The following is a 24,193-nucleotide window of genomic DNA, read 5'->3' as shown; positions in this document are numbered from 1 at the left end:
ACCAGTCTGCCCGAAAGCGGGCGCGCCGCCGCGGATGCGGCTCCGAAACCGCAAAATCGATGCCATTTGCCCGAAAAAGGTGTCCCAGCGACGCTCAGACGGCCATCTCGGCGAAGCCGAAGCCGTTAATCAGACGTTCCTCAAGAGCAGCCTTTAGCGGAGGGGGCAAATTGCGACCAAGATTCGCAATTTAGATAATCGATTTGCCGCAATACCCCCTCCCGATTAGAGAGCTTGGGGGCATCCTTCACCCCCAACCCGGCTCGATCCTTGCGGATCGGGCGTTCGACGCTGGCGATCGTCAACCGGAAGATCGTCCGGGCGCATCTCACCTGTCCGCCTTACGGCTCCGGGCAATCGATCCTAGGTAATGGTCCGCCGGACCTTCGATGATCCGGCCCCCGGCTTCCGGCAGCACCCGGAAATACCTTGCCAAATCCTTAACAAAATCCGATAATATGCGTGTTTTCAATATGTTACCTCGGATAACACGCGTGTTATCACGGCCCCAAAGCAAAAGGCCGCACCCATCGGCGCGGCCCTGATACTGTTCCGGTATCGGTCAGGCGATCTTACTTGATCTTGCCTTCCTTGTATTCGACATGCTTGCGCACCACCGGGTCGTATTTGTTCACGGCCATCTTTTCGGTCATGGTGCGGGCGTTCTTCTTGGTCACATAGAAGTGCCCGGTGCCCGCCGTCGAGTTCAGACGGATCTTGATCGTCGTCGGCTTCGCCATTCTCAGTCTCCTGGTGCCGGGCGGCAGGCCGCCCGCGAGTTCTTGAAGCCCGCCTTTTAGCCGGGCGCGGGGCAGAGTCAACCGCGAAAGCCACCGCGGGGCGCAGATTTCCGCCCGGGGGCGGTCGCGGCGAGCCAAACGCGCGGATGGCCTGTAAGCCGGATCTTGTTCCGGGGGTTTCCCCCCTTCGATGACCATTCCTCTGGCCACGCGGTTGCCCGCGCGATCTAGCCGCCAACCCGGGCCTCTCGGGTCGAAGTACCCTGCGGGCGGTCTCGGGTTGCCCCGACCGGCCCCGCGCGAGGCCCCTATTCGGCGTTGCTCCCGGTGGGGCTTGCCGTGCCAGTCCTGTTGCCAGTCCCGCGGTGGGCTCTTACCCCACCGTTTCACCCTTACCCGGCCCGAAGGCCGGGCGGTCTCGTCTCTGTGGCGCTTTCCCTCGGGTTGCCCCGGCCGGGCGTTACCCGGCACCGTTTCTTCATGGAGTCCGGACTTTCCTCGCGGCGGGTTGCCCCGCCTCGCGGCCATCCGGCCATCCGCGCGGGGGTGAGATAGCTCCGCCCAGGCGCGGCGTCAATGGTCAAGCGCGGCGAGAGGGTGACGACAGCGTGGCGCTACTTCATCAGCCGGAAGCCGATCTTGCGGCTGGCGGTATCTTCGCCGGGACGGCGCGCGAGCCAGCCGCGCAAGAGCTCGTAAAGCGCTGCCTGCACCTTTTCGGCATCCGGGCAGGCGCTACCGTCAAACTGGCACTCGACCTCGCGGTCACCGATCGTCACCGTCGCCTTGGAGCCAAGGCGACGGCAATGGATGGTCACCACCATGTTCTGTTTCGGCAGCACCCCGGCCTCGCGTTCCAGCAGAATTCCAAGCCCGAAGCGGAAACTGCCATCGGTCACATGGATCACCGCGTCGTGCAGAAACGGCACCTCGCCGCCTTCGGCATCTTCCTCGTCCTTCTCGACGCGGTAATAGCTGAGATAGCGGATCACTTCGGTTTCCGAGGTGAAACTTTCGGGCATGCCAAGATAAGCGGGCAGGCCGCCGACGATCAGCCCGGCAAGCAGGTCATTCTCGCGGCAAAACCGGTTTTCGGCGTCCTTGTAGGCTGCGAAGGCTTCGCGCAGTTCCTGATAGCGGCTCATTCGGTACCTCTGGCTGGCGTCACGCCGCCGCAGTCTGCACCTGGCCGCAGGGCAGTTTCAAGGCTGGACGCGCACCGACTGGAACGGCGTCGGATCCCACGAGCAGGCAAAGCCATCGCCATCGGGGTCGAGGTTGCCGGGGTCGCGCTCTGGCCCGCCGTTTTGCAGGAAGGCGGTCTGCGCAAGATCGGCCGAGGCGAATTTTCCGCAGGCGCGGTCGTGGTTGGCGAATTTCAGCCCGATCCGGTTATATGCAGGCACGCCCAGCCGGTTCGGCGCGGCAAGGGCGAAGGCGGCAAGGTTCGGCGCGGCATTGTCGCTGCGCTCGGGTAGCGCGGTGGGCGGCACCTGCGTATAGGCGGCACGGTTTGCCTCAAGCCGGGCCTTGTCGGATTCGATGGTCTCGCGCGAGGCGACCGCTTCAAAATTCTGCTCGTCAGAGATCGCCACAGCCCCGGCAACCGCTGGTGCCGTGGCACCCGGTACCAGGGCAATTGCTGCGGGCGGAACGGCGGGCGCACCGGCTGGCGTTGGCGGTGCCTGCATCGCCGCGCCCATCGGGTTGAGCGGTGCCGCACCCAGTGGCGCGCTGCTGAGCGGCGAGGCAGATGCGGAAGCGGCAGGCGGTGAAACCGCAGCCGGAATTGGCCCATTGCCCCGCAGCGCCGCCTCGCGCTGCGCAAGATAGGCCTCGTAATCGCCAAAGCCGACGCCCGCCGCGCGGTCCGGTGCCTCGCCGACACAGCCCGCAAGCGCCAGCATCGCCGCACCTGCCGCCCCTGCCCTGATCGAACTTGCGCGCATTGGTCTTCTTTCCAGCCGGTTCGGGGTGCCCATTACCACCATTTCGCGGGCTTGCCCGAAAAACCTGCGGCACGTTCCAGCACATAGGCGTGATTCAGCAGATCGGCCTCGGCCCAGGGCCGCCCGATCAGCTGCAGACCAAGCGGCAGACCCTTGCTGTCATAGCCGGTGGGCACCGCGATGCCCGGCAGCCCGGCAAGGTTTACCGTCACGGTGAACACATCGTTGAGATACATCTCGACCGGCGAGGCATCGGCCATTTCGCCCAGCCCGAAGGCCGCGGAGGGGGTGGCGGGGGTCAGGATCGCGTCGATCCCTGCCGCGAACACCTGTTCGAAATCGCGTTTGATCAGCGCGCGCACCTTGCGGGCGCGGTTGTAATAGGCGTCATAGAACCCCGCGCTCAGCACATAGGTACCGATCATGATGCGCCGCTGCACCTCGGGGCCAAAGCCCTCGGCGCGAGTATTCTCATACATCTCGGTGATGCCGTCGCCAGCGCCGAGCTTTGCGCGGTGGCCGTAGCGCACCCCGTCATAGCGCGCGAGGTTGGAGGAGGCTTCGGCGGGGGCCACCACATAATAGGCGGGCAGCGCGTATCTGGTGTGCGGCAGGCTGATATCGACGATCTCGGCCCCCGCATCGCGCAGCATCGCGGCACCTTCCGCCCAGAGCCGCTCGATTTCGGCGGGCATGCCCTCCATCCGGTATTCCTTGGGCACGCCGATCCGCTTGCCGCGAATATCGCCGGTCAGCGCGGCCTCGAAATCGGGCACCGGAAGGTCGGCGGAGGTGCTGTCTTTCGCATCGTGGCTGGCCATGGTGCCAAGCATGATCGCCGCATCGCGCACGGTCTTGGTCATCGGCCCGGCCTGATCGAGGCTGGAGGCAAAGGCCACCACCCCCCAGCGGCTGACCCGGCCATAGGTGGGCTTGATGCCGACGATGCCGGTGAAGGCGGCGGGCTGGCGGATCGAGCCGCCGGTATCGGTGCCGGTGGCACCAAGGCAGAGGTCGGCGGCAACCGCGGCGGCGGACCCGCCAGACGAGCCGCCCGGCGTCAGCGGCGTGGTGTCATTGCCGCGCCGCCAGGGGTTCACCACATTGCCGTAGCACGAGGTTTCGTTGCTCGACCCCATGGCGAACTCGTCCATGTTGAGCTTGCCCAGCATCACCGCGCCCGCATTCCAGAGGTTCTGCGTCACGGTGGATTCGTATTCGGGCTTGAAGCCGCGCAAGATGTTCGAAGCCGCCTGCGAGGCGACACCCTTGGTGCAGAAGAGATCCTTGATGCCAAGCGGTATGCCGCAAAGCGCCGGCGCATTCCCCGCCGCCAGCCGCGCATCCGCCGCCTTTGCCTGCGCAAGGGCGATGTCGGGGGTGTGGTGCACGAAAGCGTTGAGCGCGCCCGCACCCTCGATCGCGGCAAGGCAGGCCTCGGTCAGCGCCAGCGCGGTGATCTCGCGCTGGCGCAGCGCATCGCGGGCGGCGGCGATGGTAAGGCTGTTGAGCGCGCTCATTCGACCACCTTGGGCACCGCAAAGAAGCCCTCGCGCGCATCCGGCGCATTTTTCAGGATGCTGGCCTGGATATTGCCATCGGTCACCAGATCGGCGCGGCGCTTCAGGCGCATCGGCGTGACCGAGGTCATCGGCTCAATGCCGGTCACGTCAACCTCGTTGAGCTGCTCCATGAAACTGAGAATGCCCGAAAGCTCGCCCGCCAGCGCGGCAAGCTTGGCTTCGGGCACCGCGATCCGCGCCAGATGCGCGACCTTGCGGGCGGTTTCGATGTCGATCGACATGGGTCTCGGGCTCCCCCGGTGCTGCGATTGGCACCGGGTTTAGCGGCGCGGGCGGCGCGCTGCAAGCCCGCGCCGCCCGTGCCTGCCTAGCCGCGCGCTTTCAGCGCCACCAGCTCCAGCCGCCGCAGCGCCTGCATGACCCGGTCCGCCTGCATTTGCGGGACCAGCGCCATTTTCAGTTGCGTCGCGACGATGAAAAGCACCGCACCCGAAAGCCCCCAGCGCAGCGCCGAAAGCAGCTCGGTTTCGCCGTAGAACCGCCAGCCGCACCAGACCGATGCCAGAAACATCACCGACTGCACCACCAGCAGCACCGCGCTCACCCAACCGTTCGGCCCACGGAAAAGCCCGCGCGAAAGGCTGAAGAAGCCGGGCTCCTGCATCTCGGCCAGAAGCTTGCGGTCCTCGGCACCCAGTGCTTCGGCGATCATCTTGTCAAACTTGTCCATCGTGGTCTCCTTCCAGATAGGCGCGCAACTTGCCGCGCGCATGCATCAGCCGGGTTTTCACCGTGCCCGGCGGGATATCGAGCGCAATGGCCACCTCGGCCACCCGCATCTCTTCGAGATAAAAGAGCGCCAGCACGGCGCGGTGCTCGGGCGAAAGCACCGCCAGCGCGCGGTGCAGCACCGCCGCCTCGGCCCCCGCCTCGCCCGCAGCGGGGGCTTCGGTTTCCGCCACCGCCGCCCAATCCTGCGCCAGCCGCCGCGCCGCGAGCCTGCCGCGCAGATCGCGCGCGGCGGCGCGGGTCACGATCCTCAGCGCCCAGGGCAGAAAGGCGCGATCATCGCTGAGACCGCCGAGGCCGCGCCAGATCGAGACCCAGGCCTGCTGCACCAGATCGCGCGCGGTATCGGCATCGTCGCAAAGCCGCCGTGCATGGGTGTAAAGCCGGGGGCCGCGCCAGGCCACCAGCCGCGCAAAGGCCCCGCGCCCGCCCAGCCGCACGCCGGCAACCAGATAGGCATCGATCAGGCGCGGGTCTTGCGGCAACGGGGTCTCCTCGGCTTTCGGCACCTGTTTGCAGTTAAGTGGCGCGGCGGCGGTGACCGGTTCATCGGGCTGTGCTGAATTGTCGGGTAGCATCGGCGCGCATGCCTTGTATCCTGAACGAAGCAATGGAGGACGCAATGAAGATCACCTGGCTCGGCCACTCCGGCTTTCGCATCGAGATCGAACAGGCGGTGCTGCTCATCGACCCCTGGCTCAGCGGCAACCCGATGTTTCCCGCCGCGCGCCGCGCCGAGGCCCTGGCGGGGGCAACCCATGTGCTGCTCACCCACGGCCACGGCGACCACGCGGGCGACGCGCTGACGATTGCGCGCGAATGCCGGATTGCGCTGGTCGGCAGCTACGATCTGGTCAATTTCTGGCCCACGAAACACGAGATCGAGGGCATCGGCTTCAACCGGGGCGGCACTGTCGGGCTTGGCGGCGCGCGCGTCACCATGGTCGCGGCAAGCCATTCCTCGTCGTTGCAGGGGCCGGACGGGCCGATCTATGCCGGGCATGAGGCGGGCTACATGATCGCGGGCGATGGCCACACGGTCTATGTTTCGGGCGACACCGACATCATGGCCGACATGGGCTGGATGGGCGAAGTGCACGCACCCGATATCGGCATTCTCAGCAGCGGCGGCCATTTCACCATGGATATGGAGCGCGCCGCCTATGCCGCGCGCAAGTATTTCGCCTTTCGCACGGTGATCCCGTGCCACTATCGCACCTTCCCGCTGCTCGCGCAGAACGCCGATGTGCTGAAGGCCGGGCTGCCCCCGGGGGTGCGGCTGATCGAGCCCGAGGTGCTGGTGCCGATCACGTTCTGACGCCTGCTTCAGGCAAAATATCCCCGCCGGAGGCTCTGTTTGAGGGCGCGGCGCGCTCCGCGGGGGATATTTTGCCTGAAGCAGCTGCGGGATTCAGCGCTTTTCGGCAAAGAAGGCCTTGAGCAGGGCCTCGGCCTCGGGTGCGGCGATGCCGTCATAGACTTCGGGCACATGGTGGCATTGCGGGTGGGTAAAGACCCGCGCGCCATGCGCCACGCCGCCCGATTTCGGGTCGGAGGCACCATAGTAGAGCCGCGCGATACGGGCATTCGAAACGGCGGCGGCACACATCGGGCAGGGTTCAAGCGTTACGTAGAGGTCGTGGCCGGGCAGCCGTTCGGAGCCTGCGGCGGCGCAGGCGGCACGGAGGGCGAGGATTTCGGCATGCGCGGTCGGGTCGCGGAGTTCGCGGGTGCGGTTGCCCGCGGCGGCCAGCACCCGCCCATCGGCGGCAACCACCACCGCCCCCACCGGCACCTCGCCGCGCGCGCGCGCTGCGCGGGCCTCGGCCAGGGCTTGCGCCATATGGCTTCGAAAGCTGTTCATCGGGTTTCAATGCCCGTTGACCGATCCGCTTGCAAGGTGCTTTCCCTTTGCGCGGCGGCGCTCTATGTAGCAGCCTTTCCGCCCGCCGCCGCGAGGAGCCTCCGATGCCGTCCGACCCGCCCGCCAAAGCCGCCCCCGAGACCGACCGCATTGCCAAGGTGATGGCGCGCGCCGGTGTCTGTTCGCGCCGCGACGCCGAAAAGCTCATTCTCGAAGGCCGCGTCGCGGTCAACGGCAAGGTCATCCGCAGCCCGGCGCTTGATGTCGGCCCGGCAGACCGGGTGACACTTGACGGCAAGCCGATCGACGCGCCGCAGGAAACCCGGATGTGGCTTTACTACAAGCCGCTGGGACTGGTGACGAGCGAGAAGGATGAAAAAGGCCGCCAGACGGTGTTCGATACCCTGCCCGAAGGCATGCCGCGGGTGATGAGCGTGGGGCGGCTTGACCTCAACTCGGAAGGCCTGCTGCTCTTGACCAATGACGGCGGCCTGAAACGGCGGCTGGAGCTGCCCGAAACCGGCTGGCTGCGCAAATACCGGGTGCGGGTGAACGGGCGGCCTGACAACTCGACCTTCGATCCGCTCCGCCGCGGGGTGGTCATTGACGGCGAGGATTTCCAGCCCATGGAGATCAGCCTGGACCGCCAGCAGGGGGCCAACGCCTGGCTGACCGTGGGTATCCGCGAGGGCAGGAACCGCGAGGTGCGGCGCGCGATGGAAGAGGTCAAGCTGGCAGTGAACCGGCTGATCCGGGTCTCCTACGGGCCGTTCCGGCTGAACGAGATGCAGCCGGGCGATGTGGTGGAAGTGAAGCGCAAGGTGCTTCGCGAGCAGTTGGGCGAGCGGCTTTTAACCGGCAACGAGGCCGCCCCCGAGCGGATCGAGCGCCGCCCGCGCGCCGCCGAGGCCGGAGCCGAAAAGCGCCCCTTCCTGCGCAAGCCGCGCGAGGCTGCTGCCGAAGCAGGCACAAGCGACGCCGCCGCCCCACGCAAGCCCTATGCACCACGCGAGGGGGCGGAGCGCAAGCCCTATGCGCCGCGCGAAGGGGCGGAGCGCAAGCCCTACGCGCCGCGCGAAGGGGCGGAGCGCAAGCCCTATACACCGCGCGAGGGGGCGGAGCGCAAGCCGTTTGGCGCGAAGCCTGCCGGAGCCGTGCGCAAGCCCTATGCGGGCAAACCCCGCTCCGAAGCCGAGCGCGGGGCGAAGCCTGCGGCCGGGGCGCGCGCGGACAAGGCGTGGCCGCGCTCGGCCGGGTTAAAATCGCATGGCGGGGGTGCCGGGGCGGGGCGCGCGAGTGGCTACAAATCGCAGGGCGATGCGCCGCGCGGCAAGCCCACGGGCGGCCGCCCCGGGCCGAAACCGGGCGCAAAACCGCCGCGCACACGGAACTGACGAGAGCCGGGCGAAAAGCGCCGGGTTTCGCGCCACGAACACCGCGCCTATGCCGCGATCCGGTCAGAGCGGCACGGGTTCGCGCTTCGGTGGGTGCGAGCTGGCGGGTCATTTGCACCAATCCCGCGCATGGGCTGGCTTGCGGGAAAACCGGGCGGGCATTCCCCCCAACGTTCCTGCGCGAAACACTGGCACAGGGCCGGGCGAGCACCTATAACATGGGGGCCGGGTGTTTTCCGGCAGAGTATCCGGGGGCCCCATGTCTGAGTCCGCAACTCGGCGCGTCGCGTTTTTCCTGCTTCTGGCGCTTACGCTTTATGTCGCCCTGACCGGGGGGCTCTGATGGCCGAAAGATTTGGCGGCAAGTTCAGCCCTGAGCCGCATTCGCCAGGCACCACGCCCACGCTCGCCGCCGCCGGGCCCGAGCCGCGCCACCCTTTGGCGGCGCGGCCGATATGGCTGGTGGTGGCGGCGGCACCGTTTCTGGTCTCCGCTTTCAGCGAGCCGCCAGCCGGGCTGGCGATGGACCTTGCCGCCTTCGCCGCTTTTGCCGCCGCTGCCTTTGTCACCCGTGAAGGCCTGCGCGCCGAGGCCGCCTTCAACGCGCGCCGCGTCGCCCGCCGCCCGGCGTTTCCGCGCAAGGCACTTGGCGCGGTGCTGGTCGGGGCCGGGCTCTGGCTTGGCTCCTTTGCGCCCGGAGCGGGACTTTTTGGGCCGATCATCCTGGCGGCGCTTGGCATTGCGCTGCATCTTGTCGCCTTCGGGCTCGACCCGATGCGCGACAAGGGCATGGAAGGCATTGATGCCTTTCAGCAAGACCGCGTGGCGCGGGTGGTGGGCGAGGGCGAGAAGCTGCTTGCGGGCATGCGCGATGCGATACTGCGTGCCAGGGACAAAAAGCTCGAGGCGCGGGTTGAGCGGTTCAGCGGGGCCGCGCGCACGCTTTTTCGGGCGGTCGAGGATGACCCGCGCGACCTGACGGCAGCGCGCAAGTACATGGGCGTTTACCTGATGGGCGCGCGCGACGCGACGGCGCGGTTTGCCGATCTTTACGGCACCACCCGCGATGCCAAGGCGCGCGCCGATTACGAGGCGCTGCTGGCCGATCTTGAAACCAACTTTGCCGCCCAGACGCGTGAGCTGATCGAGAACGGGCGGGAAAACCTCGACATCGAAATTGAAGTATTGCGCGACCGGCTGGCGCGCGAGGGCGTGCCAAGCCCGTCAACAGTGGAGACCAAGTGATGACCGAAAACGTTCGTGAAAAAGCTGCCGCCGAACTGGCTGCAATTACCGCAGCAACCGCGGTGGTGCTGGCCGAACCCGGCACCGCCGTAGTGCCGCTCGCCGAAGCCCCGGCCCCGGTGGCCGAGGAAATCCGCCGCCGCATTGCCGAGATCGACCTTTCCGACACCGGCTCGATCGTCAATTTCGGGGCCCGGGCGCAGGGCGAATTGCAGCAGATCAGCCAGGCGATGCTGGCCGATGTGAAGAACAAGGATGTCGGCCCCGCAGGTGACAGCTTGCGCCAGATCGTTACCACCATTCGCGGCTTTTCGGTTTCTGAACTTGATGTGCGCCGCAACCGCAGCTGGTGGGAAAAGATCATCGGCCGCGCCGCGCCCTTTGCCGATTTTCTGGCGCGGTTCGAGAATGTGCAGGGCCAGATCGACAAGGTGACGGATGACCTGCTCGGCCATGAGCACAAGCTTTTGAAAGACATCAAGTCGCTCGACATGCTTTATGGAAAGACGCTGAAGTTTTATGACGAACTCGCGCTCTACATCGCCGCAGGCGAGGAAAAGCTGCTCGACATCGACACCAGCACGATTCCGGCGAAAGAGGCCGAGGTTGCCGCAGCCGCCGAGGCCGATCAGGTGATGAAGGCGCAGGAATTGCGCGATCTGCGCTCGGCGCGCGATGATCTGGAACGGCGCGTGCATGATCTGAAGCTGACGCGGCAGGTGACGATGCAAAGCCTGCCCTCGATCCGCCTCGTGCAGGAAAACGACAAGTCGCTGGTCACCAAGATCAACTCGACACTGGTCAACACCGTGCCGCTTTGGGAAACCCAGCTGGCGCAGGCGGTCACCATTCAGCGCAGCGCCGAGGCGGCAAAAGCGGTGCGCGCGGCCAATGACCTGACCAACGAGCTTTTGACCGCCAATGCCAGGAACCTGCGGCAGGCGAACCAGATCGTGCGCGAAGAGATGGAGCGGGGCGTGTTCGACATCGAGGCGGTCAAGGCCGCCAATGCCGAACTGATCGGCACCATCGAGGACAGTCTGCGCATCGCCGACGAGGGCAAGCGCAAGCGCGCTGCCGCCGAGGAGGAGCTGAAGAAGATGGAGGCGGAACTGCGCGACACGCTGCGTTCGGCGACGGCGCGCGGCGACAAGGCCGGTGCCACCATCGGTTCGGCGCTCTGACGATGATCGAGACCCGGCACCGCCGCCTTCGGCCGCAGTCCTCCCGCTTGCGGGCCGGGCTTGCGGTGCTGGCGGTGACGCTGGCCTTGGCGGGCTGCACCGAGATGCCTGCGGCACCCGCCGCCCGCCCCGCCGCCCCTGCCCCCGCGGCACTGCCCGAACCGGCGGTGCAGCCGCCTTCGCCCAGCAGTGCCGCGATCCGGGCACATTACGCGGCGATCGCGGCGCAGATGCAGGCGCAAGGCCGGTTGCGTACCGAAACCCGGCCCGGCGATGCGCCCTTTACCACCGCGCAACTGGTGGAAAACTTCGTCCGCATCGCGCTTTATGACGAATACCAGTCAAGCGGCGGGTCCTTTGTGGCGCGCGAAAGCCCGGCGCGGTTGCGCCGCTGGTCTGCCCCGGTGCGGATGAACATCGAATTCGGCGCGTCGGTGCCGCTTGCACAGCGCAACGCCGACCGCATCATGCTTGCATCGACCGCGGCGCGGCTTGGCTATGTTACCGGCCACCCGGTCAGCGTGAGTGCGACGAACCCGAATTTCACCGTGCTGATGCTCAACGAAGATGAACGCCGCGCCATTGGCCCGCGGCTTGCCGCTTTGGTGCCGGGGATCGACCCGGCGGCGGTGCGCGCGGTGACAAACCTGCCCGACAGCACCTATTGCGTGGTGTTTGCCTTTTCGCAGGGCGAGACCGGGGTTTATACCCGCGCCATCGCGGTGATCCGGGGCGAGCACCCCGACATTCTGCGCCTGTCGTGCTTTCACGAAGAATTGGCGCAGGGCATGGGGCTGGCCAATGACAGCCCCGCCGCGCGCCCTTCGATATTCAACGACGACGAGGAATTCGCGCTGCTGACACGGCATGACGAATTGCTGCTGCGCATCCTCTACGACCCGCGCTTGCGCCCCGGCATGGCCGAGGCCGAGGCGCGCCCGATCATTGCCACCATTGCCGCCGCAGTGATGGGCGGCACCTCTTGAACTAGCGAAGGAGCACCCCGATGGGCATTCTCGACTTTCTGACCGGCGAATTCATCGATGTCATCCATTGGGTTGATGACAGCCGCGATACCATGGTCTGGCGTTTCGAGCGCGAGGGCCATGCGATCAAATACGGTGCCAAGCTGACAGTGCGCGAGGGCCAGGCGGCGGTGTTCGTGCACGAGGGGCAACTGGCCGATGTGTTCCAGCCCGGCCTCTACATGCTCGAGACCAACAACATGCCCTTGCTGACCACGCTCCAGCATTGGGACCACGGCTTCAAGTCGCCGTTCAAATCAGAGATCTATTTCATCAACACGACGCGGTTCAACGACCTCAAATGGGGCACCAAGAACCCGATCATCTGCCGCGACCCGGAGTTTGGCCCGGTCAGGCTGCGCGCCTTTGGCACCTATGCGATGCGGGTGGCGGACCCGGCGAAATTCATGCGCGAAATCGTCGGCACCGATGGCGAATTCACCTCGGACGAGGTCAGCTTCCAGATCCGCAACGTGATCGTGCAGGAGATGAGCCGGGCGCTGGCGAGTTCGGGGATTCCGGTTCTGGACATGGCCGCCAACACCGGCGATCTGGCGAAGCTGGTCAACTCTGCGATAGCCCCGAAAATTACCGATTACGGCCTGAGCCTGCCCGAATTCTACATCGAGAACATCAGCCTGCCCGAAGAGGTGGAAAAGGTGCTCGACAAGCGCACCTCGGTGGGCCTCGCGGGAGATCTGGGCAAATACACCCAGTTCGCCGCCGCCGAGGCGCTTGGCAACCCGGCGGGCGCGGGTGGCGCGATGGGCGCGGCGGTTGGGGCCGGCATGGGGCTGGCGATGGGCGCGCAAATAACCCAGGCGGGGCCCTGGGGGGGCGGTGCCGGTGCCGCCGCAACCGTCGCACCGCCACCGCCGCCGGTCGAGACCGTCTGGCATATCGCCGAGGCGGGGGCGACCAAGGGGCCCTACGGGCGCGGACATCTGGGGCGGATGGCCGCCGAGGGCGAATTTGCGCGCACCACTTTGGTCTGGTCGCCGGGCTATGCGGGCTGGGTTGCCGCCGAAACGGTGCCGGAACTGGCGCAGCTTTTCACCGTGATGCCGCCACCGCCGCCGCCGGGCGTGTAAGGGGGCAGCAATGGCCGGGATCGAACAGCAACACCACTACCCCTGCGAGGCTTGTGGTGCCGATCTGCGCTTCAAGCCGGGGCAGGAGCAACTGGTCTGCGACCATTGCGGCCATGCCCAGGAGATTCCCTCGGCCACCGGGCGCGGCACGGCGGTAGGGCTGGAAGAGCTTGACCTTCACGCCGGGCTCAAGGCCGACCTGCCGGTCGGATCGCTTGAAGAGGTGCGCACGCTCACTTGCCCGAATTGCGCCGCGCTGATCGAGCTGAAAGGGGCGGCACACGCCACCGAATGCCCGTTCTGCGCCACCCCGGTGGTGGTGGATACCGGTGCCACAAGAATGATCCGGCCACAGGCGCTGGTGCCGTTCCAGCAGACCGAGGAACTGGCGCGCGACGCGCTGGGGCGCTGGCTCGGGCGGCTCTGGTTTGCGCCGGGCGGGGTCAAGGATTATGCGCGGCGCGGCCGCAGGTTGACCGGCGTCTATTCGCCGTTCTGGACCTTCGACGCAGCCACCGCGTCATCCTACAGCGGCCAGCGGGGCGATGCCTATTACGAGACCGAATGGGTAACGGTTACCCGCAACGGCAAGAGCGAACAGCAGCAGAAACGGGTGCGCAAGATCCGCTGGCACCCGGTGCGGGGCCATGTGGCGCGGGTGTTCGATGATGTGCTGGTGCTGGCCTCGCGGGCGCTGCCGCGCAAGCATACCGATGCGCTGAAGCCCTGGGATCTGTCGGCGCTCACCCCGTTCAGGCCCGACTATCTGGCCGGTTTCACCGCCGAGGGCTATACCGTGCAGCTAGCCGAGGCGGTGGATATCGGGCATGACGAAATGGCGCGGATGATCAGCACAGACGTGCGCCGCGACATTGGCGGCGATGAGCAGCGGATCGACAGCATCGACACAAGCTATTCGCAGGAGACCTTCAAGCACATCCTGCTGCCGGTCTGGACCGCCGCCTACAAATATCGCGGCAAGAGCTTTCGCTTCGTGGTCAACGGTCAGACCGGCAAGGTGCAGGGGGAAAGACCCTGGTCCTGGGTCAAGATCACGCTGGCGGTGCTGGTGGTGGCGATTATCGTGGGGGTTGCGGTCTATTTCGGGCAGCAGGCGCAGTAAAAGGCCCGGGGGGCTTTCCGCCCCCCGCACCCCCCAAGGGTATTTCGGCGAAGAAGAAATTCAGCCCTTGCCGATCGCCACCTTCTTGGCCTTGGCGACGGCTTCGGCGGCTTTCTTCTTGACCGATACGGTCAGCACGCCGCCCTTGAGATCGGCCTTCACACCGGCCTCGTCGGCATCGGCGGGCAAGCGGAACGAGCGCGAGAAGGAGCCGAACTGGCGTTCCGAGAAATACCAGGTTTCGCCCTTTTCCTCACGCGAGGTTTTCTTTTCGCCCTTCACCGTGACCACGCCGTCATCCACCGTGACGTCGATATCCTTTTCCTCGACGCCGGGAAGTTCCATGGCAATGGTATAGGCACCGTCCTTTTCGCTCGCCTCGGCGGCGGGGGCGACCCATTCCGCAAGGCGGGTACTGAATGTGCGGAAGGGTTCGTAAAGCGTCGGCCAGAAGCCGCTGGCAAGGGATTTCTCGACCATGTTGACCTCCTGTTTCCAAGCCTAACCTGTCGCGCAGGTGGGGATTGGCGGGTTTTCCCGCAAGGGGGCGCGACCATGGGGCGCAGCACCGGTTGCCGCAGCGATGCCGGGGCGTTATCAGCGGGAAAGGGTGATTTCGGAGGGGCCGATGATCTTGTGTTGTGGCGAGGCGCTGATCGACATGTTGCCGCGCGAGACGGTGGCGGGCGAGGCGGCATTTGCCCCCTACCCCGGCGGCGCGGTGTTCAATACCGTGGTCGCGCTCGGGCGGCTCGGCGTTGAGGCGGGGTTTTTCAGCGGCATCTCCACCGATCTCTTCGGCGAGATGCTGGTGCAGGCGCTTGCCGCCTCGAAGGTCGATGCCGGGCTGGCGCTGCGTTCAGGGCGGCCGACGACGCTGGCCTTTGTGACGCTGGTGGCGGGCCAGGCGCGCTACGCCTTTTATGACGAGGCGACCGCCGGGCGGATGCTTTCCCCCGCCGATCTGCCGGTTTTGCCGGAGGCGGTGCGGGCGCTGTTCTTTGGCGGCATTTCGCTGGTGGGCGCGCCCTGCGGGGCCGCCTACGAGGCGCTGATGGCGCGCGAGGCGGGGCGGCGGATGTGCATGATCGACCCCAACATCCGGCCCGGTTTCATCACCGACGAAGCTGCCTACCGCGGCAGGATCGGGCGGATGACCGGCATGGCCGACATCGTGAAGCTGTCTGACGAGGATCTGCGCTGGCTGGTCGGCCCGGGGTCGATTGCGGCTGGGGCGCGGGCGTTGCTGGCACAGGGGGCAAAGCTGGTGTTCGTAACCGAGGGCGCGCGCGGGGCGCACGCGTTCTGGGCCGACGGCGCGGCGTTCGAGCCCGCGCGCAAGGTCGCGGTGGTCGATACCGTGGGCGCGGGCGATACCTTCAACGCCGGGGTGCTGGCGGCTTTCGCGCGGGCCGGGGCGCTTGGCAAGGCCGATGTGGCGGCGGCGGGCGAGGATCTGGTGCGCGCCGCGCTGCGGCTCGGGGTGCAGGCGGCGGCGGTCACGGTTTCGCGCGCCGGGGCCAACCCGCCCTGGGCGGAGGAGCTGGCATGAGGGTTCTGGTGCAGCGGGTTTCAGAGGCGCGGGTGACGGTGGCGGGCCGGGTGACGGGCGAGATCGGGCGCGGGCTGGTGCTGCTGGTCTGCGCCATGCAGGGCGACACCGAGGCAGAGGCGGAAAAGCTGGCCGGGCGGGTGGCGCGCTTGCGGATCTTCCGCGATGCGGCGGAAAAGATGAACCTGAGCCTGCAAGACGTGGGCGGGGCCGCGCTGGTGGTCAGCCAGTTCACCCTTGCCGCCGACACCTCGCGCGGCAACCGCCCCGGCTTTTCCACCGCCGCGCCACCGGAGCTCGGCGAGCGGCTTTATCAGCACTTCGCCGCGCATCTGCGCGGGCTTGGCCTGCCGGTGGAAATGGGCGAGTTTGGCGCCGACATGGCGGTGGCGCTGGTCAATGACGGGCCGGTGACGATCTGGATGGATACTGCCGAGCGGGGGTGATGGGTCAACACGCTTGACTTTTCTCGCGATCTGCCCCATCTCCCTCTAGCCGATATCCGCTGCCGCGTGAGCAGCCGTGCCCTCTGGGGGCGCCCCGGAGGCGGCAGATGGTTCCCAATTCACGCGGGGGTCCGGCAGGCCAGTGGCCTGCGCCCCGCCCCGAATGCCCTCGCACCAAGCGGGGGCGAAACCTTTTTCGCGCGTGGCCAGGCCTCGCGCATCCTGAAAGAAACCTGTTGGAAAACTTTGAGAATATGGGGCTTTCAAGCCTCGTTACCGGCAACCTCGCGGCCCTTGGCCTGCTGAAGCCCACGCCGATTCAGGCGCAGGGCATTCCCGCCGTGGTGGCCGGGCGCGATCTTCTGGGGCTGGCACAGACCGGCACCGGCAAGACCGCGGCCTTTGGCCTGCCGATCATCACCCGGCTGATCGAACAGAACCGCCGCCCGGCCCCCAAAACCGTGCGCGCGCTGATCCTTGCCCCGACCCGCGAACTGGCAACGCAGATCGCCGAAAACCTGACGGCCTACGCCCAGGGCTCGCCGATCCGGGTGTTCCGGGTGGTCGGCGGGGCCTCGCTTTATGTGCAATCCGAGCGTCTGGCGCGTGGCGTCGATGTGCTGATCGCCACGCCGGGGCGGCTTCTGGACCTTCTCGACCGGCGCGCGCTGACGCTTTCGGAAACCCGCTATCTGGTGCTCGACGAGGCCGACCAGATGCTTGACATCGGCTTTATCCATGCGCTGCGCCGGATTGCCGGGCTGCTGCCTGCGGAACGCCAGACCATGCTGTTTTCGGCGACGATGCCGAAGCTGATGGAGGAACTGGCCGCGAGCTATCTGCGCGATCCGGTGCGGGTGCAGGTCGCCCCCCCAGGCCAGCCGGTCGAAAAGATCGACCAGGGCGTGCATTTCGTCAATCAGGGCGACAAGGCGGCACTTCTGGCCGAATACCTCGCCAAGCATCCGGGCGAACTGGCGCTGGTCTTTGGCCGCACCAAGCACGGCTCGGAAAAGCTGTCGAAACTGCTGACCACCTGGGGCTTCTCGGTCGGCTCGATCCACGGCAACAAGAGCCAGGGCCAGCGCGAACGCGCCCTGGCCTCGTTCCGTTCGGGCGAAGTGCAGGTGCTGGTCGCAACCGATGTTGCGGCGCGGGGCCTGGATATTCCCGAGGTGCGGCACGTCTACAATTACGAACTGCCGAACGTGGCGGAAAACTATGTGCACCGGATCGGCCGCACCGCACGCGCCGGGCGCACCGGCCGGGCGGTGGCGTTTTGCGCGCCGGGCGAGGTGGGCGATCTGCGCGGTATCGAAAAGACCATCAAGAAGGCGATCCCGGTGATTGGCGGCGTGGTGCCGATGGGCATTCCCGAACCTTCGCCGGGCCGCGCGGGTGGTGGGCGCAACGGCTCTGGCGGCAAACCGGCAGCGCGGAGTTTTGCGCCGAAAAGCGGCAAGCCCGCCTTCAAGGGACCGAAACCCGTGGTCAAATACGCCAAGCCCGCGGGCAAGCCGGCGTCCGAAGGCGGCAATGCGCGCCCTGCCCGGCGGCCCTCGCGCCGCCCGAAACGCGATCAGGCCGCGTGAAGCGAACAAGGGGCGGCCCGCAAGGCCGCCCCTTTGCTTGCTGCCGCGTTCAGGCGTGGCCGTGTTCGAGATGCAGCTTCATGTCGAGCAACACCTGCTGGATCGCCTGCGTTTCCGAAAGCAGCCGCTTGGTTTCGTTGATGGTGATGGTGCCATCGGCAATCGCCTGATTATACTCGGCCATCAGCATCGCAAAACGCTGGCTGAGCGCCACCACATCGGCGTTGACATTGCCCTGCCTGCGGTTCATCCGCGAACCGTCATAGGCAAGCGTGATGCCGCGCAGATCGGCGAGCGCGCTGGTCACATGCGGAAACTTTGCCACCGCCTCAAGCCGCGCCACCACATCGACCGGCATGAAGCGGTCGGCATGCTCGGGATCGGCCGAGTAGTACCGCCCGAGCGTCGCCTTCGACTTGCCGGTGGCCGCCGCCGCCGCCTCGGTGCCCACATCCTTGACCAGGGCTTCACAGTGCTTTCTCAGATATCCCGAAACCGTATCCTTCACCGCAACCCTCCGCTGACTGCCCCCGCCGGGCGGGGAAAAACCGCTGTGCTTTCCCATTCATCCTGCTTTCAGGCTATGCCACTCATCCGGTGTTCCGGCAAGCCGGAGCGTGTGCGCGTAACAGGCGTGACCCGGAGCCTGGCAGGTTGGGCCCGCCATGCTCCTGCCGCTGCGGGGGCGGTGGGGCCGGTCAAACGGCAGCGGCATGGCGGGCTTGCGGCAACGCCCCCCGGGGGCTTGCCTGCGGCCCTTGCGCCGCGCTATGGCAGGTATATGGCCAAGCTCTATTTCCACTATTCGACGATGAATGCCGGCAAAAGCACGATGCTGTTGCAGGCCGCCTACAACTACCACGAAGGCGGGATGCAGACCTACCTGCTGACCGCGCGGCTTGACCACCGCGCGGGGCAGGCGCGCATAGCCAGCCGCATCGGCATAGGCTCGCCAGCCGACATCTTTGATGGCGAAAGCGATCTTTACGCTAAAATTGCCGCGCGGCTGGCGGCGGGGCCTTGCGCTTGCGTGTTCCTCGACGAGGCGCAGTTTCTGAGCCGCGAACAGGTCTGGCAACTGGCGCGCGCGGTCGATGACCTGAAGGTGCCGGTCATGGCCTATGGCCTGCGGGTCGATTTTCGCGGCGAGCTCTTCCCCGGATCGGCGGCGCTCTTGGCGCTTGCCGATGAAATGCGCGAAGTGCGCACCATCTGCCACTGCGGCAAGAAGGCGACGATGGTGGTGCGCAAGGGTGCCGACGGGCGCGCATTGCGCGACGGCGACCAGGTGCAGATCGGCGGCAACGAAACCTATGTGTCACTGTGTCGCCGCCATTGGCGCGAAGCGGTGGGCGACGCCTGAGCGCCGGGGGCGCTGCCAGACGCCGCCGACCGGGGTCAGGCGCGTTCGAGCAGAACCGAGCCCACCGAATAGCCGGCGCCATAGGAACAGATCAGGCCCAGATCGCCCGGCTCCATCCCGTCGGATGACATGTCGAAGGCAAGGATCGCCCCCGCCGAAGAGGTGTTGGCATATTCTTGCAGCAGGTTCGGCGTTTCGCCGGGGCGCGGGTCGCGGCCAAGCACGCGGCGGCCGATCATGTCGTTCATCGCCTTGTTGGCCTGATGCAGCCAGAGCCGCGACAGCGCCGCCGCTTCCAGACCTTCGTCGTGCAGATGGCCGAGGATATGCGCCGAGACCAGCGGCACCACCTCCTTGAACACCCGCCGCCCCTCCTGCACGAATTGCATGTCGCGGCGGTCGGCCATGCCGTCGGGGCGATTGCGGCGCAAAAAGCCGTTGTTGTTGCGGATGTTGTTGGAAAACTCGGTGGCGCAGCGGCAGGAACGGATCAGGAAAAGCGGCCCTTGCGCCGCCTCGGCGCGTTCCAGAACCACCGCCGTGCAGGCATCACCGAAGATGAAATGGCAATCGCGGTCGCGCCATTCGATATGGCCGGTGGTGATTTCCGGGCTGACGATCAACGCCTTGCGCACGCTGCCATTTCGGATCATGTCGGATGCCGCCTGCACCGCGACGGTGGCCGAGGAACAGCCCACCATCATGTCGAAGGCGAAGCCCTTGGCACCCAGCAGTTTCTGGATCTCGATCGACACCGCCGGATAGGCGCGCTCCATGTTCGAGGCGGCGCAGATCACCAGGTCGATCTCGGTGGCGGCGACACCCGCCTTGGCAAGCGCCTCTGCCGCCGCCTTGAGCGCCATTTCGGCCATCAGGCAGGGTTCGTCGTCGCTGCGCTGGCGGAAATGCGGATACATCCTTTCGGGGTCCATCAGCCCGTCGCGGGTCAGCACATGGCGCTGCAGGATGCCCGAGGCCTTGAAGATGAACTCCGCCGAGGAATGTTCCTTGGCCTCGACCTTGCCTGCGGCGATCTCGGCGGCGTGTTCGGCGTTGAACCAGTCGGCGTGCCAGTTGTAGCTTTCGACCAGTTCCTCGTTGGTGATGACCTCGGGGGGAACGAAAACCCCGGTTCCGGTTATCGCTGGCTGATACATGGCGCGCCCCTTGCTCGATTGCTTCCAGATCACCCCTTGCGGGGTGGAAGGTCAAGCCCCGGTGGCATGTCAGACGGGGTTCGGCAGCGGCGCGCCGCTGGCAAGGGCGGCGAGATTGGCTACCACCATCATCCCCATTGCGTCGCGCACTTCTTCGGCGGCGGTGCCGAGATGCGGCAGCAGGGTGGCATTTTCAAGCGCCAGCAGACGCGCGGGCACCAGCGGTTCACGCGCGTAAACGTCAAGCCCGGCCCCGGCGATCTGCCCCGCCTCGAGCGCCGCGATCAGCGCCGCCTCGTCCACCACATCGCCGCGCGCGATGTTGACGAGGTGGCCGTGCCGGGGCATTGCCGCCAGCGCCGCCGCATCAATCAGATGCCGCGTCGCCGCGCCGCCCGGCACGGCCACCACGACGAAATCCGCCGCCATCGCCTCGTGCAGCGTTGCCACCTGCCGCGCGGGCAGGCCGGGGTCTGGCAGCGCCGAGCGGTTGAAGAACCGCACCTGCATGCCAAAGCCGAAATGCGCGCGGCGCGCCACCGCGCGGCCGATCCGGCCCATGCCGACCAGCCCGAGGCTCTTGCCGCTGACGTGCTGGCCGAGAAGCTGCGTTGGCTGCCAGCCCCGCCAGCGCCCGGAGCGCAGCAGCCTCTCGCCCGCACCGGCGCGGCGCGCGCTCATCAGGAGCAGCAGCATGGCGATATCGGCGGTGGCATCGGTGACAGCACCGGGGGTGTTGGTCACCGCCACGCCTGCGGCGCTGGCGGCGGCGACGTCGATGTGATTGTAGCCGACGCCGAAATTGGCCAGAAGCCGCGCCCGGACCGGGCCGGTGAAGGCTTCGGCGCTGAAGCCGTCGCCCAGCGTCGGCACCACCGCATCATGCCCGGCCAGCGCGGCGCGGCACTCGGCCAGCGTCATCGGGGCCTCGCTGTCGCGGTAGCGCGTATCGAAAGCGGCAAGCGCCGCCTCGACCCTGGCGGTAAGCCGCCGCGACACCAGCACCCGCATCAGAAAAGCCGCCCGCCCAAAGGCACCTCGTGCCCCGGCCCGATCAGCACCACCTCGCCCGCCGCGTCGGGCACGCCGAGCACCAGCACCTCGCTCAGCACCTTGCCGATCTGGCGGGGCGGAAAGTTGACCACCGCCAGCACCTGCCGCCCGATCAGCTCTTCGGGCCGGTAGTGCACGGTGATTTGCGCGGAGGAGCGCTTTTCGCCAATCTCGGGGCCGAAATCGACCCAGAGCTTCAGTGCCGGTTTGCGCGCCTCGGGGAAGGGTTCGGCGCGGGTGATGCGACCAACGCGGACATCGACCGCCAGGAAATCATCAAAGCTGATCGTCACTTGCCAAGCTCCCGCCCGCGCGCGGCGGCGGCGGCCACGGCGCGGCGCATGAGATCGGGAAAGCCCTTTTCGGGATCCATCAGCACCTTGAGCCCGGCTTCGGTGGTGCCGGCGGGCGAGGTCACGTTGCGGCGCAATTGCGCCGGGCTTTCCGCCGCGACCTCGGCCAGCGCCCCCGCCCCCGCCACCGTGGCAATGGCAAGCCGCATGGAAAGATCGGCGGGCAGGCCCTCGGCGGCACCGGCGGCGGCCATCGCCTCGATCAGATGGAACACATAGCCGGGGCCGGATCCGGAAAGCGCGGTGACCGCATCCATCTGGTGTTCACCCGCAAGCCGCTCGACCTTGCCGATCACCGCCAGCAGGCCTTCGGCGGTGGCAAGGTCTGCGGGCGTCGCGGCGGCGTTGCCGCAAAGCGCGGTAATGCCCTTGCCGATCGCCGCGGGGGTGTTCGGCATTGCCCGCACCAGCGGCGTTGCGGCCCCGAGCACCGCTTCATAGGTGGCAATCGTGGTGCCCGCCGCGATGGTCACAAAAAGCGTGTCGCCGCCGCCCATCGCCTTCAGTGTCGGCAGCGCGGCACCCATCATCTGCGGCTTGACCGCCACCAGAACCACGGCCGGGCGCGCAGGCAGCGGCGCGTTCAGATGCACGCCTTGCGCCTTGACCCAGTCCGAAGGCTGCGGGTCCAGCACCCAGACCGCCGTTGCGGGCAGGCCCCGCGCAAGCCAACCCGCGAGCATTGCCGAACCCATCTTGCCGCAGCCCAGAAGCACCAGCCCGCGCGCCGAAATTGCCGAAAAATCCATGCATTCCCCCTTTGCCCGGGGCAGACTATGCGCGCCCGTAGGCCTCGGCAATGGCAACCTGCATGGCCGCCGCGGGTGACTCGTCGCCCCAGCAGGCAAGCTGAAACGCCGGGTAAAACCGCTCCGCCGCCAGAATCGCGGTGCCGATCATGTGGTCGATCTGTTCCGGCCCCGCAACCTGCCCGCCGCTGAGCACCAGGCCATAGCGCCAGACCATCAGCCGCTGATCGCGCCAATAGGTGAAAGCGCCGGTCCAGACCTGATCGTTGACCCGGTTCAAGAGGTCATGCAGCGCGTCGAGGCGCTCGGACGGCGGGTCCATCTCGAATGTCACGATCAGCCGCAGCACCTCGTCTTGCGCCGACCAGGAAAGCGTGAGCGCGTAAGAGCGCCACTGGCCTTCGACCTGCATCGCAATCTGGTCTTCGGTCAGGCGGTCGAAATCCCAGGCGTGCTCGGTGGCAAGCGCCTCGACCACGTCGATCGGGTGCAACTCGCCGCCCTGCAGATGGTCTTCAAGATAGGCCATGTCCACTCCTGCCTGATGGTCGCACACCAAACCCCGCCACCAATCGGCCAAAACACCAAGCGCGGCGGTTCAACGCCAAACTCACGCAACATATGGTGGCAGAATCGCGCGCCATGTAAAGCGAAATAGGTGCCGACGCTACCGGTGTGGCTGTGGCTGTTGTAGCGTGACATCAGAATTGGCAGGGTTTGACATCAGAAGTTGCAGCAGAGGGGTTTTGGGAAATGGGCGGTTGTGGGGGTAACTGAACGGCGGTTGAACGGGGGCTTCAAGGGCCGCGTGAAGGAGTAGTTTAGATGCCGTGCCCGCAACGATTCGCCAGGCCGTACACATCGACTGAGGCGCTCCATTAGCATCCCTCGGCACCCGATCCGCGCGGACTAGCGTTTCCGAGCCACCCGCTCTCCTTGCTTGAGAATATGGTCCGCGCCCTTGCGGCCGAGCCCGTTCGGCCCTGCCCAAAGCAGATAGTAAAGCGGCGCGTTTCTGGTGTTCCGAATTAGCCGAGGGGTTGCCACGAAAGGGAACAATCGACCAAGGCGCTCAACATAGAGTGCGAGCAGCCGCTCGGCCGCGCCTCCGTTTTTGACCGTAATGTCGTTGCCAAAGAGATCGACGTCACGCCGATAAGCGATAGCACGCCACTCATCAGTCCCGAAGCACCTGTCGAGTTGGTCGCTCCACCGTTCGGGCACGTCGCCTGACTTGATCATGAGGCGGTTTATTGCCATCGCCACTGGGAAATTCACCACCACTTCCATCGTGCCGGTCGCGGCGAGTGCCTCGAGTGTCGCCCACTCAAGATGCGCGCCATATGGATCGAGGAAAGCCACGCCACGGATGTTTCTGGACTTGAGCGTTGGAGCTAGATCGCGGATCAGCGGGTTACAATCGCCTACCTGCACCGCGACATCCGATCGCCCTGAGGTCAGGATGACCTGCCCCTGATCTTTCATCCAGCCACGACCGGAGCCCTGTGGTCATTTACGCCTGTCGGCGCGGGTTGAGCAATCGCCCGGCGCGCGGAGCTTTCAAGTTGCGCAGCGGGACGGGCGATTGCGGTGGTCAGGTGCAGCGCGAACCCGGCGGGGGTTTGATAGCCCAGTGCCGAATGCGGGCGTTGCGTGTTGTAGTCGGTGGTCCAGGCCGCGATCAGATCTCGGGCATGGGCGATGTTGTGGAACAGCGTCTCGTTCAGAAACTCATCCCGCATCCTGCCGTTGAAACTTTCCACGAAGCCGTTTTGCATGGGCTTTCCGGGCGCGATGTAATGCCACTCAATTCGGTTCTCCGCGCACCACTTCAGGATCGCGTTCGAGGTCAGTTCCGTTCCATAGCATGTCGGGGATGAAGTGCCGTTGAAGGTTATGGCCGCCTGCGCAGCCTCCAAAATTGCGCAGCAGGCGGCCATAACCGGGGCTCGGGTCTCTATGGTGGTTTTGCGAACCACACCAAAGAGGAGACCGGCTATG

Annotated in this window: 28 protein-coding genes and 1 other RNA gene; 11 read left to right on the top strand and 18 right to left on the bottom strand. The window is 66.5% G+C overall.

Features of this window, described 5'->3' with window-relative positions:
* Positions 1-572: 572 nt before the first annotated feature.
* From rpmG to Q8J98_RS07690, 8 genes are all read right to left on the bottom strand, one after another.
* Positions 573-740, bottom strand: a complete 168-nt coding sequence (rpmG, locus tag Q8J98_RS07725) for a 50S ribosomal protein L33 (protein WP_028719409.1) — start codon at positions 738-740, stop codon at positions 573-575.
* A 138-nt stretch (positions 741-878) separates the two neighbouring features.
* Positions 879-1,280, bottom strand: an RNA gene (rnpB, locus tag Q8J98_RS07720) — RNase P RNA component class A.
* Positions 1,281-1,354: 74 nt separating this feature from the next.
* A complete protein-coding gene (locus tag Q8J98_RS07715) occupies positions 1,355-1,885 on the bottom strand; it encodes a hypothetical protein (RefSeq protein WP_305293847.1) in 531 nt (176 codons plus the stop codon).
* Positions 1,886-1,942: 57 nt separating this feature from the next.
* Positions 1,943-2,689 (bottom strand): hypothetical protein, encoded by a 747-nt coding sequence (locus tag Q8J98_RS07710; RefSeq protein ID WP_305293846.1) that lies wholly within the window; start codon positions 2,687-2,689, stop codon positions 1,943-1,945.
* Between the two features lie 32 nt (positions 2,690-2,721).
* Complete coding sequence (gene gatA, locus Q8J98_RS07705) at positions 2,722-4,209, bottom strand: Asp-tRNA(Asn)/Glu-tRNA(Gln) amidotransferase subunit GatA (protein ID WP_305293845.1); 1,488 nt, start codon at positions 4,207-4,209, stop codon at positions 2,722-2,724.
* Entirely contained in the window at positions 4,206-4,493 is a 288-nt protein-coding gene (gene gatC, locus Q8J98_RS07700; RefSeq protein ID WP_305293844.1) for an Asp-tRNA(Asn)/Glu-tRNA(Gln) amidotransferase subunit GatC, read from the bottom strand. Before gatC ends, gatA begins: the two co-directional genes overlap by 4 nt.
* 86 nt (positions 4,494-4,579) lie before the next feature.
* Positions 4,580-4,942, bottom strand: coding sequence for a DUF6768 family protein (locus Q8J98_RS07695; RefSeq protein ID WP_305293843.1), 363 nt, complete (start codon positions 4,940-4,942; stop codon positions 4,580-4,582).
* Positions 4,929-5,486, bottom strand: a complete 558-nt coding sequence (locus Q8J98_RS07690; RefSeq protein WP_305293842.1) for an RNA polymerase sigma factor — start codon at positions 5,484-5,486, stop codon at positions 4,929-4,931. Before Q8J98_RS07690 ends, Q8J98_RS07695 begins: the two co-directional genes overlap by 14 nt.
* Before the next feature lie 137 nt (positions 5,487-5,623).
* On the opposite strand from Q8J98_RS07690, the gene Q8J98_RS07685 reads away from it, so the two are divergent.
* Positions 5,624-6,319 carry a metal-dependent hydrolase gene (locus Q8J98_RS07685; protein ID WP_305293841.1) on the top strand — a complete coding sequence of 232 codons (696 nt, stop codon included), beginning with the start codon at positions 5,624-5,626 and terminating at the stop codon, positions 6,317-6,319.
* 93 nt (positions 6,320-6,412) lie between these two features.
* On the opposite strand, the gene Q8J98_RS07680 is transcribed toward Q8J98_RS07685, so the two are convergent.
* Complete coding sequence (locus tag Q8J98_RS07680) at positions 6,413-6,865, bottom strand: nucleoside deaminase (protein WP_305293839.1); 453 nt, start codon at positions 6,863-6,865, stop codon at positions 6,413-6,415.
* Positions 6,866-6,969: 104 nt separating this feature from the next.
* On the opposite strand from Q8J98_RS07680, the gene Q8J98_RS07675 reads away from it, so the two are divergent.
* The 6 genes from Q8J98_RS07675 (at position 6,970) to Q8J98_RS07650 (ending at position 13,927) form a co-directional block, all read left to right on the top strand.
* Positions 6,970-8,259 carry a pseudouridine synthase gene (locus tag Q8J98_RS07675; protein WP_305293838.1) on the top strand — a complete coding sequence of 430 codons (1,290 nt, stop codon included), beginning with the start codon at positions 6,970-6,972 and terminating at the stop codon, positions 8,257-8,259.
* Positions 8,260-8,601: 342 nt separating this feature from the next.
* Positions 8,602-9,504: a 5-bromo-4-chloroindolyl phosphate hydrolysis family protein gene (locus Q8J98_RS07670; protein WP_305293837.1), complete on the top strand. Its 903-nt coding sequence runs from the start codon at positions 8,602-8,604 to the stop codon at positions 9,502-9,504.
* The gene (locus tag Q8J98_RS07665; protein WP_305293836.1) at positions 9,504-10,688 is read left to right on the top strand and encodes a toxic anion resistance protein; all 1,185 of its coding nucleotides are present in this window, start codon (positions 9,504-9,506) and stop codon (positions 10,686-10,688) included. The genes Q8J98_RS07670 and Q8J98_RS07665 overlap by 1 nt, the downstream gene beginning before the upstream one ends.
* A 2-nt stretch (positions 10,689-10,690) precedes the next feature.
* On the top strand, positions 10,691-11,674 hold the full coding sequence (locus tag Q8J98_RS07660) for a DUF2927 domain-containing protein (protein WP_305293835.1): 984 nt from the start codon (positions 10,691-10,693) through the stop codon (positions 11,672-11,674).
* Between the two features lie 20 nt (positions 11,675-11,694).
* Complete coding sequence (locus Q8J98_RS07655) at positions 11,695-12,804, top strand: SPFH domain-containing protein (protein WP_305293834.1); 1,110 nt, start codon at positions 11,695-11,697, stop codon at positions 12,802-12,804.
* A 19-nt stretch (positions 12,805-12,823) separates the two neighbouring features.
* Positions 12,824-13,927 carry a primosomal protein N' (replication factor Y) - superfamily II helicase gene (locus Q8J98_RS07650; RefSeq protein WP_305293850.1) on the top strand — a complete coding sequence of 368 codons (1,104 nt, stop codon included), beginning with the start codon at positions 12,824-12,826 and terminating at the stop codon, positions 13,925-13,927.
* Between the two features lie 60 nt (positions 13,928-13,987).
* On the opposite strand, the gene Q8J98_RS07645 is transcribed toward Q8J98_RS07650, so the two are convergent.
* Positions 13,988-14,407 carry an Hsp20/alpha crystallin family protein gene (locus tag Q8J98_RS07645; RefSeq protein WP_305184116.1) on the bottom strand — a complete coding sequence of 140 codons (420 nt, stop codon included), beginning with the start codon at positions 14,405-14,407 and terminating at the stop codon, positions 13,988-13,990.
* A gap of 148 nt (positions 14,408-14,555) precedes the next feature.
* On the opposite strand from Q8J98_RS07645, the gene Q8J98_RS07640 reads away from it, so the two are divergent.
* The 3 genes from Q8J98_RS07640 to Q8J98_RS07630 all read left to right on the top strand — a co-directional run bounded on the left by Q8J98_RS07640 (position 14,556) and on the right by Q8J98_RS07630 (position 17,517).
* The gene (locus Q8J98_RS07640; protein WP_305293833.1) at positions 14,556-15,479 is read left to right on the top strand and encodes a carbohydrate kinase; all 924 of its coding nucleotides are present in this window, start codon (positions 14,556-14,558) and stop codon (positions 15,477-15,479) included.
* Complete coding sequence (gene dtd / locus Q8J98_RS07635; RefSeq protein ID WP_305184118.1) at positions 15,476-15,925, top strand: D-aminoacyl-tRNA deacylase; 450 nt, start codon at positions 15,476-15,478, stop codon at positions 15,923-15,925. Before Q8J98_RS07640 ends, dtd begins: the two co-directional genes overlap by 4 nt.
* Before the next feature lie 254 nt (positions 15,926-16,179).
* A complete protein-coding gene (locus Q8J98_RS07630; RefSeq protein WP_305293849.1) occupies positions 16,180-17,517 on the top strand; it encodes a DEAD/DEAH box helicase in 1,338 nt (445 codons plus the stop codon).
* 49 nt (positions 17,518-17,566) lie between these two features.
* On the opposite strand, the gene Q8J98_RS07625 is transcribed toward Q8J98_RS07630, so the two are convergent.
* Complete coding sequence (locus Q8J98_RS07625) at positions 17,567-18,025, bottom strand: phage regulatory CII family protein (RefSeq protein ID WP_305293831.1); 459 nt, start codon at positions 18,023-18,025, stop codon at positions 17,567-17,569.
* 273 nt (positions 18,026-18,298) lie between these two features.
* Here Q8J98_RS07625 and Q8J98_RS07620 point away from each other — a divergent pair, with 273 nt between their 5' ends.
* Positions 18,299-18,880 (top strand): thymidine kinase, encoded by a 582-nt coding sequence (locus Q8J98_RS07620; RefSeq protein ID WP_305293830.1) that lies wholly within the window; start codon positions 18,299-18,301, stop codon positions 18,878-18,880.
* Between the two features lie 35 nt (positions 18,881-18,915).
* On the opposite strand, the gene Q8J98_RS07615 is transcribed toward Q8J98_RS07620, so the two are convergent.
* From Q8J98_RS07615 to Q8J98_RS07585, 7 genes are all read right to left on the bottom strand, one after another.
* Positions 18,916-20,067, bottom strand: coding sequence for a beta-ketoacyl-ACP synthase III (locus tag Q8J98_RS07615; protein ID WP_305293848.1), 1,152 nt, complete (start codon positions 20,065-20,067; stop codon positions 18,916-18,918).
* 39 nt (positions 20,068-20,106) lie between these two features.
* Positions 20,107-21,048, bottom strand: coding sequence for a D-glycerate dehydrogenase (locus tag Q8J98_RS07610; protein ID WP_305293829.1), 942 nt, complete (start codon positions 21,046-21,048; stop codon positions 20,107-20,109).
* Entirely contained in the window at positions 21,048-21,383 is a 336-nt protein-coding gene (locus tag Q8J98_RS07605; protein WP_305184123.1) for a tRNA-binding protein, read from the bottom strand. Before Q8J98_RS07605 ends, Q8J98_RS07610 begins: the two co-directional genes overlap by 1 nt.
* Entirely contained in the window at positions 21,380-22,192 is an 813-nt protein-coding gene (proC, locus tag Q8J98_RS07600) for a pyrroline-5-carboxylate reductase (protein ID WP_305293828.1), read from the bottom strand. The genes Q8J98_RS07605 and proC overlap by 4 nt, the downstream gene beginning before the upstream one ends.
* A 25-nt stretch (positions 22,193-22,217) precedes the next feature.
* On the bottom strand, positions 22,218-22,721 hold the full coding sequence (locus tag Q8J98_RS07595) for a YbjN domain-containing protein (protein ID WP_305293827.1): 504 nt from the start codon (positions 22,719-22,721) through the stop codon (positions 22,218-22,220).
* A 380-nt stretch (positions 22,722-23,101) separates the two neighbouring features.
* Positions 23,102-23,677, bottom strand: coding sequence for a three-Cys-motif partner protein TcmP (gene tcmP / locus Q8J98_RS07590; protein WP_305293826.1), 576 nt, complete (start codon positions 23,675-23,677; stop codon positions 23,102-23,104).
* Positions 23,674-24,193: transposase (locus Q8J98_RS07585; protein ID WP_305293825.1), on the bottom strand; the 520-nt coding region annotated here is incomplete at its 5' end. The genes Q8J98_RS07585 and tcmP, both read right to left, overlap by 4 nt.

It is taken from the genome of Phaeovulum sp. (assembly GCF_030684035.1).
In the GTDB taxonomy this organism is placed as follows: Bacteria; Pseudomonadota; Alphaproteobacteria; order Rhodobacterales; family Rhodobacteraceae; genus UBA6213.
This window is presented reverse-complemented; position numbering and strand designations above follow the sequence as displayed.

What these genes read in the sequence shown, in the direction of transcription:
- Q8J98_RS07640 (WP_305293833.1), top strand. Translation starts at nt 14,556, where the DNA reads ATGATCTTGTGTTGTGGCGAGGCGCTGATCGACATGTTGCCGCGCGAG.
- tcmP (WP_305293826.1), bottom strand. Translation starts at nt 23,677, where the DNA reads ATGAAAGATCAGGGGCAGGTCATCCTGACCTCAGGGCGATCGGATGTC.
- proC (WP_305293828.1), bottom strand. Translation starts at nt 22,192, where the DNA reads ATGGATTTTTCGGCAATTTCGGCGCGCGGGCTGGTGCTTCTGGGCTGC.
- gatC (WP_305293844.1), bottom strand. Translation starts at nt 4,493, where the DNA reads ATGTCGATCGACATCGAAACCGCCCGCAAGGTCGCGCATCTGGCGCGG.
- Q8J98_RS07675 (WP_305293838.1), top strand. Translation starts at nt 6,970, where the DNA reads ATGCCGTCCGACCCGCCCGCCAAAGCCGCCCCCGAGACCGACCGCATT.
- rpmG (WP_028719409.1), bottom strand. Translation starts at nt 740, where the DNA reads ATGGCGAAGCCGACGACGATCAAGATCCGTCTGAACTCGACGGCGGGC.
- dtd (WP_305184118.1), top strand. Translation starts at nt 15,476, where the DNA reads ATGAGGGTTCTGGTGCAGCGGGTTTCAGAGGCGCGGGTGACGGTGGCG.
- Q8J98_RS07595 (WP_305293827.1), bottom strand. Translation starts at nt 22,721, where the DNA reads ATGGCCTATCTTGAAGACCATCTGCAGGGCGGCGAGTTGCACCCGATC.
- Q8J98_RS07665 (WP_305293836.1), top strand. Translation starts at nt 9,504, where the DNA reads ATGACCGAAAACGTTCGTGAAAAAGCTGCCGCCGAACTGGCTGCAATT.
- Q8J98_RS07620 (WP_305293830.1), top strand. Translation starts at nt 18,299, where the DNA reads ATGGCCAAGCTCTATTTCCACTATTCGACGATGAATGCCGGCAAAAGC.
- Q8J98_RS07715 (WP_305293847.1), bottom strand. Translation starts at nt 1,885, where the DNA reads ATGAGCCGCTATCAGGAACTGCGCGAAGCCTTCGCAGCCTACAAGGAC.
- Q8J98_RS07685 (WP_305293841.1), top strand. Translation starts at nt 5,624, where the DNA reads ATGAAGATCACCTGGCTCGGCCACTCCGGCTTTCGCATCGAGATCGAA.
- Q8J98_RS07610 (WP_305293829.1), bottom strand. Translation starts at nt 21,048, where the DNA reads ATGCGGGTGCTGGTGTCGCGGCGGCTTACCGCCAGGGTCGAGGCGGCG.
- Q8J98_RS07670 (WP_305293837.1), top strand. Translation starts at nt 8,602, where the DNA reads ATGGCCGAAAGATTTGGCGGCAAGTTCAGCCCTGAGCCGCATTCGCCA.
- Q8J98_RS07660 (WP_305293835.1), top strand. Translation starts at nt 10,691, where the DNA reads ATGATCGAGACCCGGCACCGCCGCCTTCGGCCGCAGTCCTCCCGCTTG.
- Q8J98_RS07630 (WP_305293849.1), top strand. Translation starts at nt 16,180, where the DNA reads ATGGGGCTTTCAAGCCTCGTTACCGGCAACCTCGCGGCCCTTGGCCTG.
- Q8J98_RS07710 (WP_305293846.1), bottom strand. Translation starts at nt 2,689, where the DNA reads ATGCGCGCAAGTTCGATCAGGGCAGGGGCGGCAGGTGCGGCGATGCTG.
- gatA (WP_305293845.1), bottom strand. Translation starts at nt 4,209, where the DNA reads ATGAGCGCGCTCAACAGCCTTACCATCGCCGCCGCCCGCGATGCGCTG.
- Q8J98_RS07680 (WP_305293839.1), bottom strand. Translation starts at nt 6,865, where the DNA reads ATGAACAGCTTTCGAAGCCATATGGCGCAAGCCCTGGCCGAGGCCCGC.
- Q8J98_RS07695 (WP_305293843.1), bottom strand. Translation starts at nt 4,942, where the DNA reads ATGGACAAGTTTGACAAGATGATCGCCGAAGCACTGGGTGCCGAGGAC.
- Q8J98_RS07645 (WP_305184116.1), bottom strand. Translation starts at nt 14,407, where the DNA reads ATGGTCGAGAAATCCCTTGCCAGCGGCTTCTGGCCGACGCTTTACGAA.
- Q8J98_RS07655 (WP_305293834.1), top strand. Translation starts at nt 11,695, where the DNA reads ATGGGCATTCTCGACTTTCTGACCGGCGAATTCATCGATGTCATCCAT.